18 protein-coding genes are annotated in these 21,324 nt (G+C 54.6%); 11 read left to right on the top strand and 7 right to left on the bottom strand.

The window, feature by feature from the left end:
• Positions 1-10 precede the first annotated feature (10 nt).
• From efeB to phoH, 3 genes are all read left to right on the top strand, one after another.
• On the top strand, positions 11-1,303 hold the full coding sequence (efeB, locus tag M2406_RS09220) for an iron uptake transporter deferrochelatase/peroxidase subunit (RefSeq protein ID WP_259189716.1): 1,293 nt from the start codon (positions 11-13) through the stop codon (positions 1,301-1,303).
• A 212-nt stretch (positions 1,304-1,515) separates the two neighbouring features.
• On the top strand, positions 1,516-3,663 hold the full coding sequence (pqqU, locus tag M2406_RS09215) for a TonB-dependent receptor PqqU (protein ID WP_012145648.1): 2,148 nt from the start codon (positions 1,516-1,518) through the stop codon (positions 3,661-3,663).
• Between the two features lie 684 nt (positions 3,664-4,347).
• Positions 4,348-5,133 (top strand): phosphate starvation-inducible protein PhoH, encoded by a 786-nt coding sequence (gene phoH, locus M2406_RS09210; protein ID WP_004945903.1) that lies wholly within the window; start codon positions 4,348-4,350, stop codon positions 5,131-5,133.
• A gap of 75 nt (positions 5,134-5,208) precedes the next feature.
• On the opposite strand, the gene M2406_RS09205 is transcribed toward phoH, so the two are convergent.
• The 3 genes from M2406_RS09205 to M2406_RS09195 are packed head-to-tail and all read right to left on the bottom strand — an operon-like array spanning position 5,209 to position 8,974.
• Positions 5,209-6,078, bottom strand: coding sequence for a DmsC/YnfH family molybdoenzyme membrane anchor subunit (locus M2406_RS09205; RefSeq protein WP_259189712.1), 870 nt, complete (start codon positions 6,076-6,078; stop codon positions 5,209-5,211).
• Between the two features lie 5 nt (positions 6,079-6,083).
• Positions 6,084-6,638 (bottom strand): 4Fe-4S dicluster domain-containing protein, encoded by a 555-nt coding sequence (locus M2406_RS09200; protein ID WP_259189711.1) that lies wholly within the window; start codon positions 6,636-6,638, stop codon positions 6,084-6,086.
• Between the two features lie 2 nt (positions 6,639-6,640).
• Complete coding sequence (locus M2406_RS09195) at positions 6,641-8,974, bottom strand: molybdopterin-dependent oxidoreductase (RefSeq protein ID WP_259189710.1); 2,334 nt, start codon at positions 8,972-8,974, stop codon at positions 6,641-6,643.
• 419 nt (positions 8,975-9,393) lie between these two features.
• Between M2406_RS09195 and lpxO the strand changes: the two genes are divergently transcribed.
• Positions 9,394-10,296, top strand: coding sequence for a lipid A hydroxylase LpxO (lpxO, locus tag M2406_RS09190; protein ID WP_259189709.1), 903 nt, complete (start codon positions 9,394-9,396; stop codon positions 10,294-10,296).
• Between the two features lie 50 nt (positions 10,297-10,346).
• Here lpxO and chaA read toward each other — a convergent pair whose 3' ends face one another.
• Positions 10,347-11,447, bottom strand: coding sequence for a sodium-potassium/proton antiporter ChaA (gene chaA / locus M2406_RS09185; RefSeq protein ID WP_012145643.1), 1,101 nt, complete (start codon positions 11,445-11,447; stop codon positions 10,347-10,349).
• Positions 11,448-11,761: 314 nt separating this feature from the next.
• The gene (locus M2406_RS09180) at positions 11,762-12,580 is read right to left on the bottom strand and encodes a siderophore-interacting protein (protein ID WP_012145642.1); all 819 of its coding nucleotides are present in this window, start codon (positions 12,578-12,580) and stop codon (positions 11,762-11,764) included.
• 568 nt (positions 12,581-13,148) lie between these two features.
• On the opposite strand from M2406_RS09180, the gene M2406_RS09175 reads away from it, so the two are divergent.
• Complete coding sequence (locus M2406_RS09175; RefSeq protein ID WP_259189708.1) at positions 13,149-13,844, top strand: gamma-glutamylcyclotransferase; 696 nt, start codon at positions 13,149-13,151, stop codon at positions 13,842-13,844.
• Positions 13,845-14,143: 299 nt separating this feature from the next.
• A complete protein-coding gene (cbl, locus tag M2406_RS09170) occupies positions 14,144-15,097 on the top strand; it encodes an HTH-type transcriptional regulator Cbl (RefSeq protein ID WP_012145640.1) in 954 nt (317 codons plus the stop codon).
• Between the two features lie 51 nt (positions 15,098-15,148).
• Here the strand turns inward: cbl and M2406_RS09165 are convergent, their stop codons facing one another.
• Entirely contained in the window at positions 15,149-15,349 is a 201-nt protein-coding gene (locus M2406_RS09165; RefSeq protein ID WP_017893195.1) for a hypothetical protein, read from the bottom strand.
• A 51-nt stretch (positions 15,350-15,400) separates the two neighbouring features.
• Positions 15,401-16,003 carry a hypothetical protein gene (locus M2406_RS09160; RefSeq protein ID WP_112364276.1) on the bottom strand — a complete coding sequence of 201 codons (603 nt, stop codon included), beginning with the start codon at positions 16,001-16,003 and terminating at the stop codon, positions 15,401-15,403.
• Positions 16,004-16,286: 283 nt separating this feature from the next.
• On the opposite strand from M2406_RS09160, the gene M2406_RS09155 reads away from it, so the two are divergent.
• The 5 genes from M2406_RS09155 to M2406_RS09135 are packed head-to-tail and all read left to right on the top strand — an operon-like array spanning position 16,287 to position 21,267.
• A complete protein-coding gene (locus M2406_RS09155) occupies positions 16,287-17,855 on the top strand; it encodes an ABC transporter substrate-binding protein (protein ID WP_259189707.1) in 1,569 nt (522 codons plus the stop codon).
• Complete coding sequence (locus M2406_RS09150) at positions 17,855-18,907, top strand: ABC transporter permease (protein ID WP_259189706.1); 1,053 nt, start codon at positions 17,855-17,857, stop codon at positions 18,905-18,907. Before M2406_RS09155 ends, M2406_RS09150 begins: the two co-directional genes overlap by 1 nt.
• Entirely contained in the window at positions 18,904-19,773 is an 870-nt protein-coding gene (locus M2406_RS09145; RefSeq protein ID WP_259189705.1) for an ABC transporter permease, read from the top strand. The genes M2406_RS09150 and M2406_RS09145 overlap by 4 nt, the downstream gene beginning before the upstream one ends.
• Positions 19,763-20,599, top strand: coding sequence for an ABC transporter ATP-binding protein (locus tag M2406_RS09140; protein ID WP_012145636.1), 837 nt, complete (start codon positions 19,763-19,765; stop codon positions 20,597-20,599). Before M2406_RS09145 ends, M2406_RS09140 begins: the two co-directional genes overlap by 11 nt.
• A complete protein-coding gene (locus M2406_RS09135; protein ID WP_259189703.1) occupies positions 20,596-21,267 on the top strand; it encodes an ABC transporter ATP-binding protein in 672 nt (223 codons plus the stop codon). Before M2406_RS09140 ends, M2406_RS09135 begins: the two co-directional genes overlap by 4 nt.
• The last annotated feature ends 57 nt before the right edge of the window (positions 21,268-21,324 follow it).

Genomic DNA, 21,324 nt, shown 5'->3' with positions numbered 1-21,324 from the left:
GGCAAGCATAATGAGTAACAAGATCGGCCCGGGAAACGGGCCGCATCCACAGGGCGCGGCGTCACCGTCGCGCCGTCGTTTGTTGCAGGGGTTGGGGCTGGGCGTGCTGGCGCTGGGCGGCAGCCGTCTGACCCAGGCGGCGGATAAAACGGCCGAACCGCTGGCGGTACCGCAGGACGAACGTTGGCAGAAGCAACCGTTCTATGGAGTGCATCAGGCCGGGATCCTCACGCCGCAGCAGGCCGCGATGATGCTGGTAGCGTTCGACGTGCTGGCGAGTAACAAGCAGGATTTAGAGCGTTTGTTCCGGTTGCTGACCACCCGTATTGCCTTCCTGACTACCGGCGGCAGGGCACCGGAGGTGGATCCCAAACTGCCACCGCTCGATTCGGGCATCATGGGGCCGGAGATTTATCCGGATAACCTGACGATCACCGTGTCGGTCGGTACCTCGTTATTTGACGAACGTTTTGGTCTGCAGGCGCAAAAACCGCTGCGGCTGCAGAAAATGACGCGCTTCCCGAACGACTCGCTGGACGCCAGCCTGTGCCACGGGGATTTGGTGCTGCAGATTTGCGCCAATACCAATGAAACGGTGATCCACGCGCTGCGCGACATTATCAAGCATTCGCCGGATCTGCTCAGCGTGCGCTGGAAGCGGGAAGGGTTTATTTCTGCCCACGCCGCGCGTAGCAAAGGCAAGGAAACGCCGATCAACCTGCTGGGCTTTAAGGATGGCACTGCCAACCCGAAAACCAGCGACAAACCCTTGATGGATCAGGTGGTGTGGACAGCAGACAACGCCGGGGAACCGGCATGGGCGGTGGGTGGCAGCTATCAGGCCGCGCGTATTATCCGTTTCCATGTGGAATTCTGGGATCGCACGCCGTTGCAGGAGCAGCAGACCATCTTCGGTCGCGACAAGCACAGCGGTGCGCCACTTGGCATGAAGCATGAGCACGACGAGCCGGACTACGCGCAAGATCCCGAGGGGAAAATGATCCCGATGGACGCGCATATTCGCCTGGCCAACCCGCGCACGCCGCAAACTCAGAGCAACTTACTGTTGCGCCGTGGTTACAGCTATTCAATTGGCGTGTCCAATTCCGGCCAGTTGGAGATGGGGTTGCTGTTTGTTTGTTATCAGGCCGATCTGGAAAAAGGCTTCCTGACGGTGCAAAAACGCCTGAACGGCGAAGCGCTGGAAGAGTATGTCAAACCGATCGGCGGCGGCTATTTCTTTGCGCTGCCGGGGGTAAAAGACGCCAATGATTACCTGGGCAGCGGCCTGTTGAAAGCATAACTCACCTCTTACAAGGCGGGGGATCCCCGCCTGAATTTTGCAGCCATTCACGACGAACCGCCGTTAATTAAAATCAATAGTGACCTTGCGCAATTGGGGGACCGGGCTTTAATTAGGCTAACTATTTTCATTTTTTGTTAAAAGCATTAACATGCTGGCCATAACGTTCCAAATGGTTCATACCCTTCGATCCCTTTAACGGCATTTTCCTGATGAAAAGCACTCATAAAAACCGGTTGGCAGTTTCAGCGCTGGTTATTCCAGCCCTACTGCCTGTTTCTGCCAGCTTTGCGCAGGACAAGGATAGCGAACAGACCATGGTGGTCACGGCCAAACGCAGCGGTCTTTCTGAACTCTCAACCCCGGCTGCCGTCAGCGTGGTCACGGGCGATCAAATCCGTGAGGCGAGGCCGCAGATCAACCTGTCGGAAAGCCTGGGCAGCGTGCCGGGTCTGCAAATTCAGAACCGCCAGAACTATGCGCAGGATTTGCAGCTCTCGGTGCGTGGTTTCGGCGCGCGCTCAATGTATGGCGTGCGCGGCGTGCGTATCTATGTCGATGGCATTCCGGCCACCATGCCGGATGGGCAGGGGCAGACCTCGAATATTGACCTTAACTCGGTCGAGAAGGTGGAAGTGTTACGTGGCCCGTTTTCCGCGCTCTACGGTAACGCCTCCGGCGGCATGGTGAATGTGGAAACCGAAACCGGCCAACAGCCGCCCCGCATTGAGGCCGGTTCGTACTTCGGCAGCTACGGCACCTGGCGCTATGGCGTCAAGGCCACCGGGGCAACCGGTGACGGTACCCACGCCGGTGATGTCAACTACACCATTTCCGGCACCCGTTTCACCACTCAGGGGTTCCGTGACCACAGTGGCGCGCGGAAAAATCTTGGTAATGCCAAGCTCGGTGTTCGCATCGACGATGTCAGTACGCTCACGCTGCTGTTCAACAGTGTAGATATCAACGCCAACGATCCGGGCGGCCTGACGAATGCCGAATGGCACGATAATCCGCGCCAGGCACCGCGAGCCGATCAGTACAATACGCGCAAAACCACGTCACAAACTCAGGCCGGGTTGCACTACCAGCGTGAGATGGGCGTTGATGACGATCTCAGCATCATGATGTATGCCGGTGAGCGTGAAACCACTCAGTACCAGTCGATTCCGGTCGCGGTACAGCAGCGCAGTGCGCAGCATCCGGGCGGGGTGATTGATCTGACGCGCCATTATCAGGGGATTGATACCCGCTGGACGCACCGTGGCGAGCTGGGCGTGCCATATACCCTGACCGGCGGGCTGGATTATGAAACCATGACCGAGCAGCGCAAAGGGTATGAAAACTTTACTCAGGTCAACGGTGTCACCGAGTTGGGCACCGAGGGAGCGCTGCGCCGTAACGAACGCAACCTGATGTGGAATGTGGATCCTTACCTGCAAACCTCATGGCAGTTGACGCAACAGCTGACGCTGGATGTTGGTATGCGTTACAGCACCGTCAATTTCGACTCTAACGATCACTACGTTACCGGTGCCAATGGCGATGACAGCGGCAGCGCCAGTTACCATCAGTGGCTGCCTGCCGGATCCCTCAACTATGCGGTGATGAGCGGTTGGAACCTGTATCTTTCCGCCGGTCGCGGTTTTGAGACGCCGACCATTAACGAACTGTCTTACCGTTCAGGCGATCAGGCCGGGCTGAACTTCGGCCTGAATCCCTCGACCAGCGACACGGTGGAGCTGGGCAGTAAAACCCGCATTGGCAATGGCCTGCTGACCGCCGCCGTTTTCCAGACTGACACCCGTAACGAAATCGTGGTGGATGAAAGCAGCAACGGGCGCACCAGCTACAAAAACGCCGGGCAGACCCGCAGGCGTGGTCTGGAGCTGGCGCTGGATCAGCAATTCGCTTATGACTGGCGGGTACAGCTGGCCTGGACGCTGCTGGATGCACGCTATCGCGATGATGTGTGCGGCGACAGCCAGTGTTCGGCGACCAACATGGTGCCCAGTGGCAACCGCATGCCGGGCATTGCGCGCAATATGGGCTATGCCTCGCTTGCCTGGTCACCGCCGGAAGGTTGGTATGCCGGCGCAGAGGTGCGCTATATGAGTGATATTGAAGTTAACGATGCCAACACGGAGCAGGCCCCGGCTTATACCACCGTTGGTTTGAATACTGGCTACCGCTATCCGCTGGGTAATTGGATGCTTAACGTTTTCGGCCGGGTAGATAATCTGTTTGACCGACAATATGTAGGGTCGGTGATCGTTAATGAAGGTAATGGCCGTTACTACGAACCGGCACCGGGCAGAAACTGGGGCGGCGGATTGAGCGTCTCTTATACCTTCGAGTAACTTCAGGACTTGCCTGTCGGCGTAATCATTCAGCATCAGGGCGGGAGCTTTCCCGCCTTTTTTATTTATAAATTTTGGGGGATTGACAGGTTCTGAGTTGGATGAAATTTAATCGGGAAACCAAAATGTCATCGACGCCATTTAATGGTAACCATTTGATATTATGCATGTTAAAAATTTTATTGAATGACGTAATCGGCGTGATATAGTGTTCTTGCGCCGCGTGAAAACAAAAAAGATTAAAACTTTTTACATTTTAGTAACGCGGCAGGGTTGAATGTCATTATACTGTAATCATCTGGCGGTAGTTTTCACAAGGTGCACAGCTCGAAGCTGTAAATAACACTGCGGGGATCGCTAATGGTAAAGTCCTTGGTTGGGCTAGAAAGAAAAAATAACAGACCTTCCCTGATTTCTCGTTGTAACGAGGGCATTCGCTCCGACTCTCTTTTCCTGGCTACTCCGCACTCTCGTCATCAAAAATTCTTGTCACTTTTTAATCTGGTTTTAATTACGCAATCGCGTTATCCCGTGAAACATCGGTGTGCCGTCACGCCCGCCGTATATTCACTTTTTCAATTGGCTATTGTTGGCTCGAAAGGAAGCCGAAACCTAATCTGTGTGTGAAACATAATCGCGCGGCCAGGCCGATGCGGTAGGTGAAACAAACTGTAAGGTGCCACTATGAGACAAAAAGCAGTGATCAAAGCACGTCGTGAAGCGAAACGCGTTATTCGTCGTGACGCTCGTAGTCATCGCCAGCTTGAAGAAGAATCCGTAACCTCGCTGGTACAAATGGGTGGTGTTGAGTCTATCGGCATGGCACGTGACAAGCGCGATAGCTCTCCCATAGAGGCACGAACCGAAGCTCAGGGTCATTACTTAATCGCCATAGATAAGAAGCAGTTGATTTTTGCCACCGGTGAAGCCGGCTGCGGCAAAACTTTCATCAGCGCTGCGAAAGCGGCAGAAGCCCTTATACATAAAGAAGTGGATCGGATTATCGTTACTCGTCCGGTTCTGCAGGCGGATGAAGACCTCGGTTTCTTACCCGGGGACATTTCTGAGAAGTTCGCCCCTTATTTCCGTCCGGTGTATGACATTCTGGTGCGCCGTTTAGGATCGTCCTTTATGCAATACTGCCTGCGTCCGGAAATCGGCAAGGTAGAGATCGCGCCTTTCGCCTACATGCGCGGGCGTACCTTCGAAAATGCGGTCGTTATCCTGGATGAAGCCCAGAACGTAACCGCCAGCCAGATGAAGATGTTCCTGACCCGTTTGGGTGAGAACGTAACGGTAATCGTTAATGGTGACGTCACCCAATGCGACTTGCCACGCGGCGTGAAGTCCGGCCTCAGCGATGCGATGGAACGCTTCGAGGAGGATGAAATGATCGGCATCATCCGCTTTGACAAACAAGACTGCGTCCGCTCCGCCCTGTGCCAGCGTACGCTCAACGCCTACAGTTAAAACCTGCCCGCTAATTGAAGGCCGCCGCTTCGGCGGCCTTTTTACTGCGCTGGAAATGGGGGCCGACCGATCATCTCAAAACCAAGGATACTGGCCCATCACGCCAGAGTAAAATAGCATCCGGCCACTCACCGAGGCGCAAAGCAGGGCCAGCATCAGCACGCTGGCGGTTCCTGCTGACAACACCGGTCGGCGATAAAGATAGGTCGCCAGCCCGGTCGCGATAATCAACCCGGCAAAAATCAGCCAGACCATCAGGCCTGAGCCAAAGATGGCGATGGCACTGGCCAACATTTTACCCTGTTCACTAAAGCCTGCGCTGTACCCCAGGATCACCGCCAACATCAGTGCCACCGCCAGCAAAATGCCGCCCGGCAGTTGGGTGGGAAGCTGTCGCTGATGCTCATCCAGCGTGGCATTGAAGACACTGATCCTCAGGCCCAGAGTGGCAAAACCCAACAGCAGCGCCGTGGTAATAAAGCTGAGATGGGTGATGGGTGAGTGCCACAGCGGGTGGCTGCTCATCTGGTAATAAACCTGCGCCGAAACCAGAATCGCAGCCAGCCCGGCAACGGAAGCCAGCAGGCTAACGCCGCGGATTAAGGCATGGCTGCGGTTAAAGCGAAACAGGATGGCCGCCCAGCTAAACACCACCGCATTGAGCAAGAAGAAAGCGACGACTTCCCGGCTTAACCAGGAATGACCGATACCCAAAATGGCGCGGTAGGCACCGGTTGGCGAGCCCAGATGCAATAGCGACAGCATCGAACCGAGAATATTGACGGTTAGAATAACCACCGCCATGTTGCGCAGGGCATTAAAGCGTTTTTCTTCCGTCAGCCATATCGGCTGGGCGAGGATTAGTATTGTGATGGCCACAATCGTGCCCACCGCCCACTGACAAAATACGGTAAAAAAGACCAGGGGAAGTTCATATTCAGACATGGCATCTATTCCTTATAACCGGCGGGAATAATCACGATATTGGGATGGCTGATTTGATGGTTCGGCAGTGAGTAACGGGTTTCGATGCGCGTTAAGTCAGCGGAGTACTGCACGCGCAGCACGTCTATATCACCAAACTGCAGCACTCCGGCCGGGCAGGACTCGACACAACGGGGTTGCAACCCCTCATCCAGCCGTTCGGCACACAGGTTGCACTTGCTGGTTTTCCCTTCGACCGGGTCAAATACCGGCGCATTGTAGGGACAAGCCATAATGCACATCCGGCAACCAATGCATTTGTCGTGATCCTGCACTACGATGCCGTCCGGGCGTTTACTGTAGGTATCGGCGGGGCAGACTTTCATACACTGCGGATCGTCACAGTGATTGCAGGACATCGAGATAAACGCCATTGCGTTAGGATCGTCAAAGCTAAATTCCCTGACCCGGCGCCACAGCACGCCCGCCGGAGTGGCATTTTCGGATTTGCAGGCCATTGAGCAGGTTTTACAGCCGTAACAGCCACGCATATCAACCAAGAATCCATATTGTCTGACCATGATTATGCCTCCGCCCGAACGTCAACCAGAGTGCTGTTACAACAATGGCCGGTGCCCAGAACCTCCACATGATCGTTAGTCACATGGCTGCTGCTGCCCCCTTGCTGTTCCCACCAACCGTTATCCAGACACACCACGCCGCGTTTGATTTGGCGGGTCACCACTGCCAATGCCCGGTGTTCGCCACGGTGATTGAAAGCAATGGCCCATGCGCCGTTCTGGATATTGCGGCTGGCGGCATCATCCGGGTGGATCATGATATTGGGCTGATTGCGCTGCACCTCGAGGATCCATTCATTCATGCCGTGGCTGGAATGAATACTGCGGGCCAGCTTGCGCTGCACGGCCATTAACGGATATTTTCTCGCCAGTTCAGGAGAGCCTTTGGGCGATTCTTTAACCTGCATATAGGTGACAATCGGCGGGAAGTCCTTCTTCTGCCAGGCTTCAATAAACAGGTGGGCTTTTTTAGTCGGCGTGCGGAAGATGCCATCTTTGAACGGGATCCACGGCACAGGAACCGGCTTGACTGGCCCCTGGCGCAGTTGTTCAATCGTGATGCCGGTACCGGCCAGGCAGTTTTCGATATAGTGTTCAATCGGTTGATTAAACACTTCGCCAAAGCCGAAACGTTCGGCCAGCCGGGCAAAAATCCAGTAATCCGCTTTTGCTTCGCCCACCGGTTCTACCGCTTTTTCCATCAGTTGCACGTAGTGGCTGCGAACGCTGGCCATCAGGCTGAGATCTTCAAAGATGGTGGTCACCGGCAGCACCAGGTCTGCATACAAGGCGGTGGAGCTCATCAGGTTATCGGCCACCACCACAAAGGGCACTTTCTTCAATGCCTTCTTGACCATATTGGTATTGGGTAGCTGGGTCAGGGCCCCCAGAGTCATAATCCACCAGAAGTTAATTGGGTGAGGGCGATCGTTGACGATCCATTCACCGGTTTTGGACACCGGTATCGGCGGGATTTTTTCTACTTTGGGTGCCGCCGGTACTGGCGGATTGAACTTCATCATCTGTCTTGCGCCGCCGGCATCACAGACACCGCCACCGGCTTTGCCCATATTGCCGGTCAGCAGCGCCAGATAGAACTGGCTGGCGGCCACATAGGTGCCAAACTCGGTGCGCTGAGCGCCGGACATATTCTGTACGATCATTGAAGGCTTATTGCTGGCATATTCCCGCGCCAAACGCAGCAGCGTGGCCTGCGGAACATCGGTCTCCGCCGTTACTTTTTCAGGACTCCAGGGGGCTGCTTGCTGGCGGATCAATTCAAACACCGTGGTAAAAGTGGCATCAGCAGGCAGTTCTGCCTGCGTCAGTGCCGCAACAATGGCGGGCGTATCATGACGCACCAGGCGCCGGCTCAGGATGTCGTAGACCAGATAGCTTTCTTGATCCTGTGGGTTTTCCCTAAGTTGTTTTTGCTGGGTATCGACCAGATAAACCGCCCCGGTATGTTGACGCAGAAAGTCGGCATCATAGCGCCGCTCATCGATAATGATTTTAATCATCCCCAGCGCCAACGCGGTGTCCGTGCCAGGCACAATCGGGATCCATTCATCGGCTTTGGCTGCAGTTTCGTTAAATCGAGGATCGATCACTATCAGGCGTGCCCCCCGATTCTGCGCCTTAATATATTCTTTAAAGTAGGCCTGCATGGTCACCGCCGGGTTATTGCCCCAGCACAGGATATAGCGGCTATCGCAAATGGTGTCGCGCATATCCGCATAGCGCAGGCCAAGCATCGGTATCATGGCGGCGGTGACCGCAGAGCAACACAAAGAGCCTGCACGTTGGGTGGCACCGCCGAGGTAATCAAAAAAGGCCTTGGCCATATCGTTTTTAATCGAATCCATATAGCCGGAGCTGGTTGAAATCAACAGGCCTTTATTCCCGTGGCTGGCAATGGTGTTACGGATATTTAGCTCAATCAGATCCAACGCTTCATCCCAGGATATGGGGTTGAATTTCCCTTCGCCCTTTTCCCCGACCCGAAGCAAAGGCGTTTTAACCCGCAGTGGGTGAGATACCCATTTGGTCCGGCTAATACCGCGCAAGCAGCACTTGACGTTAAAGCCTTTGCTGGCCTCTATTTTCTTGAGTTCACCCTGATAGACGTAAGCCGTCAAATTACAGTGCAGACATTCCATCGCACAGGTTGACTTAAAGGTTTGATAGTCGGTTAGTTTAAGCCGCACTCGGGGTAAGGGTTTGCCATTATCCAGGGCCATGGAAAATATGCAGGGTGAGATGCTGGCCAAGCCAATAACTCCCAGTCCTTTTAACAAGGTTCTGCGATTCAGTCTGATATCTGATATGTTTTTCATGATGTTTCCCGCACGTATTATTTGTTTTTATTATTGTTCGTGGTGTTGTTATTTATTTTAAATAACACCCTGAGTTAAACATGGGGGGATTATGATGCACTGATCGAAATCAAATTATTAATTTATTGTTTTACCGTGACTTACACGTTCCACTTATAGCTTAACGGCAAAGTTAATTTTCGTTTATTGCCTTTGGCGGGCCGCTTTGGTTGGCCTGGTTGGACAGCGCTGAACCGTCAATCTCCGCTTGTTTACCTCTTGTGTAAACTATTGTGGTTTTTTGTATAGATTTTAGTTGGGTTAGCGTTAATGCTTAGTGGTGTTCCAGACGGGCGAAGGGGTTCATCCGCCAAAAGGAAATATCTGGGAGTATGCTGGGTTGGCGTACTGGGCATTGGGATTTTCAAAGCGGTTCAATCATGAAATATATTATTTTATTGCTATTTATTTTGTGCGTTGTGTATGTCCATTACCGTGGCAGGGTGCGTTACACCTTCTGGCGGCAACTTTCCGATCATTCGACCTTCACTGCGCCATTGAACGTTTTTATGTATTTATTCTCACGCGTGCCGACCACGCCTTATCTGCAACCGGAGCAATTTCCCGAGTTGAAGGTGCTGCGGGAGAATTGGCAAACCATACGCGATGAAGGGCAGCAGCTGATGGCGATCCAACAGATCAAAGCCTCGGATCAATTTAATGACGCCGGATTCAATTCGTTTTTCAAAACCGGCTGGAAGCGCTTTTATTTAAAATGGTATGAAGACAGCCACCCGTCGGCGATGAGCCTGTGTCCGCAGACCACGGCTTTGTTACGGCGCCTGCCTTCGGTCAAGGCGGCGATGTTTGCCGAACTGCCGGACGGCAGCCGCCTGCCGCGTCACCGCGACCCTTACGCCGGTTCGCTGCGTTATCACCTGGGGCTGATTACCCCGAATGACGACCGCTGCTTTATCGAAGTGGATGGCGAGCGTTATAGCTGGCGTGATGGTGAGGGGGTGATGTTTGACGAGACCTATCTGCATTTCGCCGAAAACCAAAGTGGGCAAAACCGGCTGATCCTGTTTTGTGATATCGAAAGACCGATGCGTTTCCGCTGGGCGCAGGGCATCAACCACTGGTTGGGGCGTAACCTGATGAGCGCGGCTACCGCACCCAATGAAGAGGGCGATCGCACCGGTGGCGTCAACAAGCTGTTCAAGTACATTTATGCGGTGCGTAAAGTGGGCAAGCGGCTGAAGGCGTGGAACCGTACCGGGTATTACATCATTAAATGGATTTTGTTTGGTGGGATTGCGGCGGGCATTTTCTTCGCGATTTAAACTTTCGCGCTATAAAGGCGATGGGCGCCAACAGGGCGCCCATCGGTTAATCAGGCAAAGATAGTCATCATATAGGCGGCGAACAGCGCCAGGTGCGCAGTCCCGTTCAGCACGTTGGTTCTGCCGGTGGAGAACGAAAGCTGGCACAGCAGCAACACCGTCAGCATTACCACGATATGTGGCGTCTGCAAACCGAAGATCAACGTCTGACCGGTCAGCGTGGCGATGACGGTGACCGCCGGTACCGTCAGGGAAATGGTCGCCAGCACCGAGCCGAAGAACAGGTTCATGGCGCGCTGTACCTGATTATTCAATACCGCACGCAGTGCCCCCAGACCTTCAGGCGACAGGATCAGCAGAGCGACCAGGAAGCCGGTAAATTGCGCCGGGGCATTTACCTTGGTCAACAAACCTTCCAGCGGATTGGCGTTAAACTTGGTTACCGCGATCACCGCAACCAGATGCACGATCAGCCAAACGGCATGCCAGGCACTGCTGTGCGAGGAAGGCTTGCCATGGTGCGGATCGCCATCGTCATCTTCGTGTTCATAGACAAACAGGCTCTGGTGAGTTTTGGTCTGGATCACCAGGAACACGCCGTACATGGCGGCAGATATCACCGAAACCAGCAGTGCCTGACCGGTAGTGAAGTTACCGCCGGGCAGCGCACTCGGGAACACCAGCACAATCACCGCCAGCGGGAAAATCGCCATCAGATACTGTTTAATGCCGCCCAGGTTTACGTACTGGGTAGCGAATTTACGGCCGCCAAGCAGCAGCGCAACGCCGACCAGCCCCGCGCTGACAATCATAATGATCGAGTAAAGCGTATCGCGCATCAGCGCCGGCGCGGCGTCGCCGGTGGCCATCAGCGCTGAAATCAGGCTGACTTCCAGGATCACCACCGACAGGCTGAGGATCAGCGAGCCATAGGGTTCACCCAGGCGGTGGGCCAGAACGTCGGCGTGGCGCACTACGCTGAACGCACTGCTGAGAATACCGATCAAGGCAACGATGTTAATGCCGACGATCAGCGGAAAGTTGCTGGTAGTGCCCCACAGATTCAGCACCACCAGGGCGGCGATAGGGAGCAACAGGGAATACTCAGTGTGGCGGGATTTGGATCGGCCAGGATCGTTTTGCGACTTCATTTTGATGGTACTCCTTCTCAAACAGCGTGGTCCCGTCATCGCTGACTGCCGTTAAAGGCAACTCTGCGCATCCAGAATGTAATTATATTTAATAATAATAGGATACACCCGGTGGTGCGTGCCGGGGAATGATGTGATGTTGTTTTACTTGCAAAAGCAAATGCTTGCTTTATGTGACTAGGTTAACAAAAAAACCGCACGGAATGCGGTTTTCTTTACTTTCTTTTACGCAGTAACATGAAATTACTTCATTAACGGCACATAAATTGCAGTTTGAGCGTGTATGACACCGTTAATAAAGGAAAAAATCCACATCAGTCATCAATATTGTCCATAATTTCATGCCGTTTATTATGATAACCCTCTTCGTTTAACCCCTCACGCCAGTAAGGTACGGCATAAAGCCGATTACGCTCACATTGACGATCGCGGCGCAGGAAGCGGCGCAGTTCAACCACCAGACGATCTTCACCGGCCAGCCAGTATTGGGTCGCGGCCTGTGGCTGCGGCAAGGCGCAAAACTGGGTGATCAGCTCGGCGGTTTTCTCGGTGCCGCCAATAATCCAGCTTAGCTCAAGGCCTGCAGGTTTTTTCAGCTCGATCACGTCGGCCGAGCTATCTACGCGGATAAAGGCATTGCCTTCGCTGTGTGCCGGTAGCCCTTCCAGCAAAGCCGCCAATGCGGGTAAAGAAGAAGGATCGCCGGCCAGGCAGTAGAAATCGGCCTCAGGCAGCATGGGTTTCGGGCCACCGGGGTTACTGATGCCAATTTTATCGCCGGCTTTTGCCGCGCGCGCAAAGTCAACGGCCGGGCCGCTATGGTCATGAATGGCGAATTCAATGTCGACCTCTGCCAGTTCTGGACGCACCGCACGGATGGAATAGGTGCGAACAATGGGGCGTACCGCGTCTGCTGCCCAGCGCGGGCCATTTTCGGTCAGTGTCGGCAGATCCGGTTGTGTCTGGCCTGCAAGCGGCAGGAAAACCTTAATGTGTGCGGCGGCGGCGTTGGCCGGGTAATAGCGCAGGTCCGGCGCGGTGAAGGTGATACGGCGCAGGTGCGGGGTAATATCGCGAATGGCACTGACTGCAATCAGGTAGGGTGCGCGTGAGCGTGGGGCTTCGGTAGTCACGGGTTTCTCCTTATGTTCGTTTGGCGCAGAGTATATCACGCCATTTGATAATGAGAATTGTTTGCTGATGAGGCTGGTGACAACGGCAGCTGCGCAAAAGCAGGCATTCTTTCCGAAGGGATAACCTAATTGGGAGGCATCATCTGGTTATGCTTAGGTGTGGCATTTTACCTTTTGATATTATTGCTGCTGAGTACAAATACTTTTTCACTTTAAATCCCGCGTGAAACTTGATTGCTCCACGAGAAAAGAATAAGGTCATTATTATCGCGGGAAGGGTTATAGAATTAATAAAATTCCGCAGTTAATAAATATACCCTATAGCTTTCAAGTTGCAGCTAGGCGACCAGCTCGCTCATCCCCAGGCGCTTACAAAAGTTAAGTAACTGGGGTGAGCGACAAATCTGTCGGGAACAGATTTGAACGCTGCTTGCAGCGGCCCTGAAAGGGCAAGGACCATGGATGGTCCTTGTAAGCAGATAACAACGCTGCAACTTGAAAGATGACGGGTATAAGATGAACAGTGGCTAGGGAGTATGAGCAATCTTATTCCCGGGAGGTTGTTAAGGTGTTAACGCGAGATTTTCTGCAAAATGCGGATTGCAAAACAGCATTCGGCACCATTGAGGAGTCGCTGTTACTGACATCAGAGCAGCGTGCGGCCTCACTGGATTGTACTTTATCCCGCCGGCCGGATAACAGCCCGGTGTGGGTTTTCGGCTACGGTTCATTGATGTGGAACCCGGTGTTTGAATCCGAAGAAGTGCGACCGGCCACGCTGCAAGGTTGGCACCGTGCCTTCTGTTTGCGGTTGACTGCCGGACGTGGCACCTTGCATCAGCCGGGGCGTATGCTGGCGCTGAAAGAGGGCGGCCATACCACCGGTCTGGCGTTCCGCCTGCCGGAAGCCAAACTGCGCGAAGAGCTGGAACTGCTGTGGAAACGTGAAATGCTGACCGGCTGTTATTTGCCGACCTGGTGTGACCTCACCCTGGCCGATGGCCAAGTGGTGACCGCGTTGGTGTTTGTGATGAACCCGCAGCACCCGCTGTTTGAGGAAGATACCAGCCACCAGGTGATCGCGCCATTGATCGCCAGCGCCAGTGGGCCATTGGGCACCAATGCCCAGTATCTGTTCTCACTGGACACCGAGCTGAAAAACCACGGTATGAAAGACGACTGCATCGGTGATTTGGTCAGCTATGTGCAGCAGTGGTTGCAGCAAAATACCTCCGGCCCTGTTGGTGGAGAGGCGACGGCATAATCCCCGCACCGCGCTTTCATAAGGCTCAGCATGCTGAGCCTTTTTTATTTTATATATCTAATACCTATATTTAATAACTTTATTCTGCATGAGTATTTAATCCATACTTAAATGATGGTTATTTATCTCATTAATATTAAAGGGATTGATTATTTTCTGGCTTAGAAACAGTTAATTCACCGCGGTGAAAAAATTCACTTAGCATGAAAATGCATAACTAAAGGTTATTTCTTATTTGTCCCCTTACCCCAGACTCCGTATCACTGTGTTTAACAATATTGTTCGACCGGGGGGAGTGGATGAACTTTCAACAATTAAAAATTATTCGGGAATCGGCGCGCTGCAACTACAACCTGACCGAGGTAGCCAACACTTTATTTACCTCACAATCTGGGGTCAGTCGTCATATTCGGGAACTGGAAGAAGAACTGGGTATTGAGATATTTATCCGCCGTGGCAAACGTTTATTAGGCATGACCGAGCCGGGCAAAGAGCTGCTGGTGGTGGCAGAACGCATCCTGAATGATGCCAATAATATCCGCCGTCTGGCAGACGTATTCAGCAGCAACGACGCAGGTCAGTTGCACATTGCCACTACCCATACCCAGGCGCGCTATAGCCTGCCGGGGGTGATCAAAGAGTTCCGCGCGCTGTATCCACGGGTGAGAGTGGTGCTGAATCAGGGCAGCCCCGAGGAAATCGTTGGCATGCTGGCCTCTGGCGAAGCCGATATCGGCATTGCCAGTGAAAGGCTGATGAGTGATGAGTCTCTGGCGGCGTTTCCCTACTACCGCTGGCACCACACCATACTGGTACCGGAAGGGCATGAACTGACCCGCCAGCCGCAGGTGACGCTGGAAATGCTCAGCACCCTGCCGCTGATTACCTATCGGCAGGGCATTACCGGTCGTTCGCGGTTGGATAGCGCTTTCAAAGCCGCCGGGCTAACGCCGGATATCGCCTTAAGCGCACAGGATTCAGATGTGATTAAGACCTATGTCGAACTGGGGCTGGGAGTGGGGGTGTTGGCGGATATGTCTTACGAGAAGGAACGCGACCATGGGTTGGTCAGCCTTAACGCCGAACATCTGTTCGAACCCAATACCGTTTGGTTAGGTTTGAAACGCAGTCAGTTACAACGTAACTATGCCTGGCGATTTATCCAGCTGTGTAACCCTACGTTGTCGCTGACTGAAATCAAAGACAAAGTATTTTCCTCACAGCTCGATACGGTGATCGATTACCAGATTTAGTTCAGAGGGCGGCGAAAACGCGCCGGGCATAGCGCCCGGCGATAGATAAAGCTAAAGCTGTTTTCTCAACAGTTTTCTCACCAAACGGCGTTTGCTTTTTTGCACTGGACCAATGAGCTCTAATATGGGGACTTCTTCATGAGGCGGTGGATTCTCCATATGCCAGCGAAGATGTTGCTGCAAAATTTCGATTGCGATTTCTTTTTGTTCTTGAATGGTTAGCGTTGGGTCGGTTAGATCCTTCTGTTTCATAGCCTCTTCCTTTTGAGCGTTATTTGTACACATCCTATCATGTGCTGATATTCAATCCTGCGGTCTTTTCAGATCCTCGATGTATTTACTCAATGTAAGAAAGTCAGTTTTGCAGTTCATGGTGCCGGGTATCACGGTGAATGATGCCTGGCGGGTATAGAGCTCGAGCAGACGATTGTTGAGGACGTTACTGATCAGTATGTCGGGAAGCGCTGTAGATATCAGCCCTTGCGTGTGCAGATTCACGCCATAAAAATAGAGGGTGTGCAGGCAGTGTTGCAGCATTTTGCCTCTTAGCGGATGTTTAGCCGCACGTCTGGTAAAGCTCTCCAGTGCGACCAGTTCGATGACGTTATCCACTCGGTGGTAGTAACACAGGCAAAAGCCAACACGAGTCAACGGCGCAGTAATCCACCTGAAAACAAAAGCAAAGCTTCCTGGCCTGAGCGCTGTGCTGTTATAAAATTTCAATAGCGAGCGCCAGTTAAGCGAATGACCATTTTTTCTGCCTTTTTGCCAGCGGCGATCTTGTTCAGTCAATGGGCTAATGAACAGCCCCGATTGGGCCAGCACGGTGTTCATATCTTCAATTGTTTGTTGAACCGCCCGATTATGTGAATCTTTGCCGCCATCCGTTGGCGTGTTTGCTTCCATTCGATAGCCCCCTGTAGCAACAAGTCGCACACTAATTGCTGCTAAGGGATTGCACAAAACGTTGTTTTCTCTAATGCGCAGCGGTACGCAAAAGATGTCACTGGTACTCAGAATTTCCACGGCGATTACGCCGCTGCCCGCAAAATCCCGCCTGCTTAATAATCAAAATCTCAGCTATAGACATAAAAAGAATATCTATAGTTATTTAAGTACCTTCGCCTGCCGATGGCTCTCACATACACTCGCGAAATTACTATAAATTCCATCCGCTTGGAGAGTTTTGATGAAAGCGTTCGTCCCTTCTTTGGTGTTTTTGGCCGTGGCGGCCAGTTTCAGCACGCAGGCAGCAACTCCGGCGAATACGTTGGTCATTGCCCAGTCAATCGATGACGTGGTCAGCTTTGATCCGGCTCAGGGTTTTGAATTAACCACGGTGCAGTCATTTAACAGCCTGTATCAGCGGCTGATCCAGTCCGATCCAAAAAATCCGATTGAGCTTAAACCGACGCTGGCCAGCGAATGGCAGGCGGGCAGCGATAACCGCAGCCTGACTTTTACCCTGCGACCGGACGCCAAATTTGCCAGCGGCAACCCGCTGCGCCCGGAGGACGTGATCTTCTCGCTGTCGCGGGTGGTGAAGCTGAATCTGGAGCCGTCGTTTATCCTCACCCAACTGGGCTGGAACGCTAAAAATGTCGACCAGTACCTGACCAAGGTTGATGACCATCGGGTAAAAATCAGCTGGAGCGAAAACGTCAGCCCGGCGTTTGTGCTTAGCCTGCTTTCGGCACCGGTATCTTCCATTGTCGATGCCAAAGAAGCGTTGGCGCATCAGCATGGTGATGACTTTGGTCATCAATGGTTGAACAGCCATTCCGCCGGTAGCGGCCCGTATAAAATTCGCACCTATGTGCCGCATGAAGTGGTGGTGCTTGACGCCAACCCAGGCTCGCCAGAGGGCGCACCCACGCTGAAAACCATCCTGATCAAGAACGTGCCGGATCCGGCCGCCCGCCGCTTGCTGATCGAGCAGGGGGACGCCGATATTGCGCGAAACCTTGGTGCAGACCAGATGGCAGCACTGAAAGGCAAGCCGGGCGTCAAGCCGCTGGCGATCCCGTATGCCTCACTCTATTTCCTGCAGTTCAACGCCAAGGCGTCACCGGCACTGGGTAACCCGGCATTTTGGGAGGCGGCGCGCTGGCTGTTCGACTATAAAGGCATTGCCGACGACCTGCTGAAAGGGCAGTTCCAGACCCACCAGGCGTTCCTGCCGGAGGGTTACCTGGGGGCGTTGAAGGATAAGCCTTACAGTTTTAATCCGACCAAGGCCAAGGAGATTCTGGCCAAGGCCGGTTTGAAAGACGTCAGCTTTAAGCTGGAGGTCAACAACCAGCCGCCGTATCTGGATATCGCACAGGCATTACAGGCCAGCTTCGCACAGGGCGGGGTGAAGGTGAGTCTGGTGCCGGGCCTCAGTGCGCAGGTCTCCACCAAGGTCAAATCCCTCAACTACGACGCGACCCTGACCTCCTGGGGGCCGGATTATTTTGATCCAAATACCAACGCCGCCGCTTTCGCCTATAACCCGGAAGACGGCAGCAAAACGCTGGCCTGGCGTGCCAACTGGCAGATCCCTGCATTGAACAAGCTGACGCTGGCGGCCACGGCGGAAAATGACACCGCCAAACGGGTGGCGGATTACCAACAGTTGCAGCAAGCCGTTCAGCAAAGCTCGCCGTTTGTGATCGGCCTGCAGGCACGCAGCCTGATTGCGGTGCGCGACAACCTGAAAGGCTATGAGCAGGGCATCAACCCCGACATGGTGTTCTACAGTAAGGTCAGCAAGTAATGATCAGCCGTTCCTCTTCGGCCGGGTTCGCCCGGCACGGTTGGCGCTGGGGCCGCAGGCTGCTTACCGGCTTACTGTCGCTGGCACTGACGCTGCTTGGCCTGCTGCTGTTCACCTTTATGCTCTCGCACCTGGCGCCGATCGATCCTACGTTGCAAATTGCCGGCGATCACGCCAGCGAAGCGACCTATGCTCAGGTGCGCCATAATTTGGGGCTGGATCAGCCGTTGCCGGTGCAGTTCTGGCGTTACCTGGTGCATCTGGCGCACGGGGATATGGGCATCTCGCGCATTACTTCGCAGCCGGTGCTGAGCGATTTACTTCGTACCTTCCCGGCAACGGTGGAACTGGCGACCTGCGCGATCATCCTCGGCGCCGTCGGCGGCATTACGCTGGCGTTTCTGGCGGTGATCAAACCGGGCGGCTGGCTGGACAACGTGGCGCGACTACTGTCACTGATCGGCTATTCGGTGCCGATCTTCTGGCTTAGCCTGCTGGGGCTGCTGCTGTTTTATGCCACATTGCATTGGTCGGCGGGGCCGGGGCGGCTGGACGATATCTATCTGTACAGCATGGAGCCGCGCAGCGGATTTATCCTGGTTGACAGTTGGCTGTCCGGCGATCGCGAAATGTTCTACAACGCCATCAGCCACCTGTGGCTGCCGGTGGTGGCGCTGGCGCTGCTGTCGATGGCGGGCATCACCCGTTTACTGCGCGCCGCGATGCTGGAAGAGTGCAATAAAGAGTACGTTACCCTGGCGCGTTCCAAAGGGGCCAGCCGCGCGCGCATTCTGGTGCGTCACGTATTCCCCAACGTGTTGGGCACGTTGATCACCGTACTGTCGCTGTCCTACGCCAGCCTGCTGGAGGGCGCGGTATTGACCGAAACGGTATTTGCCTGGCCCGGCGTTGGGCGTTATTTGACCACCGCGCTGTTTGCCGCCGATACGCCGGCCATCCTTGGCGCCACCTTGCTGATTGGCACCTGTTTTGTGGTGCTTAATGCGCTGGCCGACGCGCTGACCTATTTAGTGGACCCGCGAACCCGATGAGCCAATATCTTTCTGAACATGAACCCCAGAGCGCACCGGCCGCCGCCCACCGCCCACGCGGCCGACTGACCACGCTAACGATTGGCGCAACGCTGGTGGCTATTTTGATCCTCACTGCGCTGTTGGCCCCCTGGCTGGCGCCGTTCGATCCCAATTTGCAACACATCGAGCTGCGGCTGTTGCCGCCTTCTTCCGGCCATTGGCTGGGCACCGACGGCTTTGGTCGTGACCTGTTGTCGCGGGTGATTTACGGGGCCAGGCCAACGCTGATCCTGGTGTCATTGATCCTGCTGCTGACCATTCCGATTGGCCTGCTGGTGGGCATTAGCGCCGGTTATCTCGGTGGCTGGGTCGAGCGTATTCTGATGCGCATAACCGATATTTTTCTGTCGTTGCCCAGCCTGGTGATCGCACTGGCGTTTGTTGCCGTGCTGGGGCCGGGGTTGATGAACGGTGCGCTGGCGTTGGCGTTAACCAGTTGGCCTTCTTTCGCCCGGCAGGCGCGGGCAGAAACGCTGGCGCTGCGTCGCAGTGATTATTTGGCGGCGGCGCGGATGCAGGGCATTGGTGGCCTGCGGCTGATGGTTGGGCACATTTTGCCGTTATGTCTGCCGAGTGCGGTGGTGCGTGCGGCGCTGAGTCTGGGCGGGATTATCCTGTCTGCCGCCGGTTTGGGCTTTCTCGGCATGGGCGTGGCCCCACCGACTGCCGAATGGGGGTCAATGGTAGCCGAGGGCAGCAAAGTGATTTTTGACCAATGGTGGGTCGCCGCGGTACCGGGCGGGGCGATCCTGTTTGCCAGCCTGGCCTTTAACCTGTTGGGCGACGGCCTGCGCGATAAAATGGATCCTCGTCATGGGCACTGATAACAATTTATTGACCGTTGAACGGCTATCGGTAGCGCTGCCGGGCGCGCAGCCGCTGGTCAAAGGCATTTCTTTCAGCATGGGACAGGAGCGGCTGGCGCTGGTCGGTGAGTCCGGTTCCGGCAAATCCCTGACTGCGCGAGCCTTGATGGGGCTGCTGCCACCGCCGTTACAGCTACAGGCGCAGCGTTTAACCTTGGGCGGGGACGATCTGGCACGCCTGAGCGAGCGTCAGTGGAACCGTCTGCGCGGCAACAAAGTGGCGATGGTAATGCAGGATCCCAAGCATGCGCTGAACCCGACCCAGCCGATTGGCCGTCAGGTGGAGGAGCCGTTGCTGCTGCATACCCGCCTGGGCCGCGCCGAACGGCGAGAGAAGGTGCTGGATATGCTGGCGGCGGTTGGCTTGCCCGACCCTGCCGCGCTGCGTCAACGCTACCCGCACCAGCTGTCTGGCGGCATGGGACAACGGGTGATGCTGGCAATCGCGTTGATTAACGATCCGCAATTACTGATTGCCGACGAACCCACGTCCGCTTTGGATCACCAGATGCGCGATCAGGTATTGCAGCTGATTGAGAACCTGGTGGAGCAGCGCAATATGGGCCTGATTTTGATCAGCCACGATTTACAACAGGTGGCGCACTACTGCGAACGGGTGTTGGTGATGTACAAAGGCGAACTGCTGGATCAGTTACCCGCCGATCGTCTGGCCTCGGCCACTCACCCCTATACCCGCACGCTGTGGTCGTGTCGGCCAAGTAAGGAAACCCATGGCAAATCCTTGCCGGTATTGGATCGCGCGTTGCTGGAGTCGCTGAAATGAGCCTGATTACACTGGATAACCTCAGCGTCAGCCATCGTCAGGGCTACGAAATACGTACCGTGGTGCATGAGGTCAACCTGCATATCGAAGCGGGCGAATGTTTCGGCCTGGTCGGGCCTTCCGGCTGCGGAAAATCGTCGCTGTTGTGGGTGTTGGCCGGGCTGAATGAAAACTGGAGCGGCGGTTTCCAACTGCTGGGCCGCGATTTGCAGCCGGGTCGCCCGTTCACCGGTACGTTGCGGCGCGAGGTGCAGATGGTGTTTCAGGATCCTTATGCTTCTCTGCACCCCAAACATCGCTTGCTGCGTACGCTGGCGGAGCCGCTGAAATTGCTCAAAGAGAGTGATATCGAACAGAAGATCAGCGCCGGTTTTCGTCAGGTAGGCTTGGATCCGCGCTTGTTGGACCGTTATCCGCACCAGCTTTCCGGCGGTCAACGTCAACGGGTAGCGATAGTGCGCGCACTGCTGTTAAAACCCAAACTGCTGTTGCTCGATGAGCCAACCTCGGCGCTGGATATGTCGGTGCAGGCGGAGATCCTCAACCTGCTCAACGAGCTGAAACAGGCGGGTGACCTGACGATGATCCTGGTCAGTCACGACGCAGATGTGATCGACCACATGTGCGATCGCTCGGTGGCGATGGCGCACGGCCGTCTGGTCATCTGAATTCTGCCCGCCGTTAACCCGGCGGGTATTATTTGGAATCAATAGACATCTGCGTAA

This window comes from Serratia sp. BIGb0163 (assembly GCF_024809935.1).
GTDB lineage: Bacteria > Pseudomonadota > Gammaproteobacteria > Enterobacterales > Enterobacteriaceae > Serratia > Serratia quinivorans.
This window is presented reverse-complemented; position numbering and strand designations above follow the sequence as displayed.